Origin of the sequence: Acinetobacter sp. (genome assembly GCF_036659555.1) — a bacterium.
Taxonomy (GTDB): Bacteria; Pseudomonadota; Gammaproteobacteria; order Pseudomonadales; family Moraxellaceae; genus Acinetobacter.
The window spans coordinates 49,582-52,020 of the sequence record NZ_JAVXCI010000008.1 but is presented as its reverse complement, the minus strand read 5'-3'; the positions used below and the strand labels follow the sequence as shown (position 1 = coordinate 52,020).

Genomic DNA, 2,439 nt, shown 5'->3' with positions numbered 1-2,439 from the left:
TAGGCCTCTAGACGATAGGGACGTTTCAGAGGTGGGCGTATATTAGGGTGAAAAACTGGGTGTGTCAAACGCTTTTCTGCAATAAATTGGCGGAAATTCGCCGAGTGCGTAAATTATCGGCATAATTAAATGTTCTGCCTAAATAAAAGGCGAAAATTAACGTTTTTGCAGGGGTTCTACAATGGATTTCACCACATCCGGATGCTGCAGATAGCCGGTAATTTCGTGCGGCTTATTGGCAAAAGTGGAAATCATTTGGTTAATAATTGCCGGCTTGAAGCAGAAGGGCGCATTGCTCAGCGGGAAGGCGGTTAGAAAATCATCGTTAGAATAAAAATTCATCCAGTCGCCATGAATGCTTTTGGGCCGGATAATCGGATGCAGGATTTTATCCTGAATGATCCGGAATGCTAAAGGCGAACCGAGGGTGATGAAGCGGCTGACTTTAAACTCAGGGTGCATCTGCAGCAGGTTGTAGGCAATAACTGTCCCCAGGGAGTGCGCAACGATAATATGCTTTTGATGCGCAGACAGGCAGGCCAGAATCCGGGCGTGGACTTCGCGCAGAAAGCATTCATTGGATAAATACAGATAGGCTTCAATTAAAAACTGGTGAATCAGCTTTTCATGCAGCTGAGGGAAATGATTCAGCAGAATTGAGAGTTCCTTCAGCATGATATCTTTGGCAAGCGCGGTGTAGAGGTTCAGCCTGGCTGAAATAGGCAGGTTTTGGCTGACGCTGTCATGCGGCAGGAATGGAATAAAGTCGCTGTGCTCTATGGCCTTTTGCGCAGTCTGCTGCAGATGAAGAGGAAAGTTCAGCCATGCTTTGGGCAAAAAAGTATTCAGGTCTAAAACATTTTCCTGATGATGCAGCGTCAGCAAATCGCCATAGAATGGCTGTTCAATCTGCGCTGCGCCAAGGTTGAAATCGGGATGGCCGCTGCAGCGCAGGCCCTGCTGGAAAATCTGCAGCCAGTGCTGGCGCAGTGTTTCCGCGCTGTAATGCTGCTGATTCATGCCATGAATGAAAATAATTTTCATAGAATGCAGCCATTTATTGTGCCTATATCTTCTTATATACATAAAAAAGAGCGGCCTGAGCCGCTCTGATTTGCAGCAATTCGTAATTATGCTTTTTTATGGTAAAGCGTGTAGTAGCTGATATAGCAGCAGGCGATAAAAATCATGCAGCCGATAAAGCCCGGCAGCATTTCCGGATCAAAGACCATGCTCACGCAGGTGATGAGGCAGAAGGAAAAGCCGAGAACCGGTACAATCGGGAACAGCGGCGCGGCGAAGCCCAGCTCTTTGGCGCTTCGGCCCTGCTTATACCATTGGCGGCGGAAATTGAACTGGCTTAGGCAGATGCTCATCCACACCACAACCATGGTAAAGGCGGCGATGCCCAGCAGATTCTTGAAGATGGTTTCCGGCGCGAACTGTTCAGACAGCAGGCCCGGCAAAGCGCCGAACATGGTGACAATAATCGCCACATAGGGTACGCCGTGGCTGGTGAGGCGTGAAAAAGCCGCCGGCAGCATTTTTTTATACGACAGCGACCACATCATGCGCGAAGCGGCGAATAAGCCGGAGTTGGCGGCGGAGAGCAATGCGGTGATGATCACAAAGCGGATGATGTCTTCCGCATACGGAATGCCGATATGCTCGAATACCGTCACGAATGGGCTGCTGCTGACGCCTTCGGCATTCAGGCCGGCCATTTGGTGCGGCAGCAGCGCGCTGATTACGACGATTGTGCCGACAAAGAAAATCAGCAGGCGCCAAATGGCTGTATTGATGGCTTTCGGCACATTTTTGGCCGGGTCCTGTGTTTCGCCGGCGGCGACGCCAATCAGCTCTGTGCCGGAGAATGCGAAGTTCACAATCAGCATGGTGGTGAAAATAGGGAAGAGGCCTTGCGGGAACCAGCCCTGCGCGGTCAGGTTGCTGAACAGCGGCGCGGATTCAACACCCTGATAGCTGATGATGCCGAAAATCGCCATCAAGCCCAGCAGGATGAATGCAATGACGGTGATGACTTTGACCAGCGCCAGCCAGAATTCAGACTCTGCAAACCAGCGGGTGGAGCTCATATTCATAATGAATACAAAGGCCGCGAAAATCAGCGTCCACAGCCAGACCGAAACCTGCGGGAACCATTCCTGCATCAGCAGGGCTGCTGCGGTGAATTCTGTGCCTAAAGTGGCCGACCAGGTCAGCCAGTACAGCCAAGTCACTGTATAGCCTGTGCCCGGGCCAATATATTTGGCGGCGTAGGTGCCAAAAGAGCCGGATTCAGGCATATGAACAGCCAGTTCACCCAAGCAGAGCATGACCATGTAGGCGATAACGCCGCCAAGGAAATACGCCAGAATTGCACCGACAGGCCCCGTTTGTGCAATGACTTCACCCGATCCTAAAAATAGGCCAGTCCCG

2 protein-coding genes are annotated in these 2,439 nt (G+C 51.0%); both read right to left on the bottom strand.

What is annotated here, in order from left to right; all coding sequences use genetic code 11:
• Positions 1-156: 156 nt before the first annotated feature.
• Positions 157-1,044, bottom strand: coding sequence for an alpha/beta fold hydrolase (locus tag RSA72_RS02225; protein WP_332624693.1), 888 nt, complete (start codon positions 1,042-1,044; stop codon positions 157-159).
• 86 nt (positions 1,045-1,130) lie between these two features.
• Positions 1,131-2,439, bottom strand: a 1,309-nt coding sequence (locus tag RSA72_RS02220; protein ID WP_332624694.1) for an amino acid permease, incomplete at its 5' end; no start/stop codon positions are given.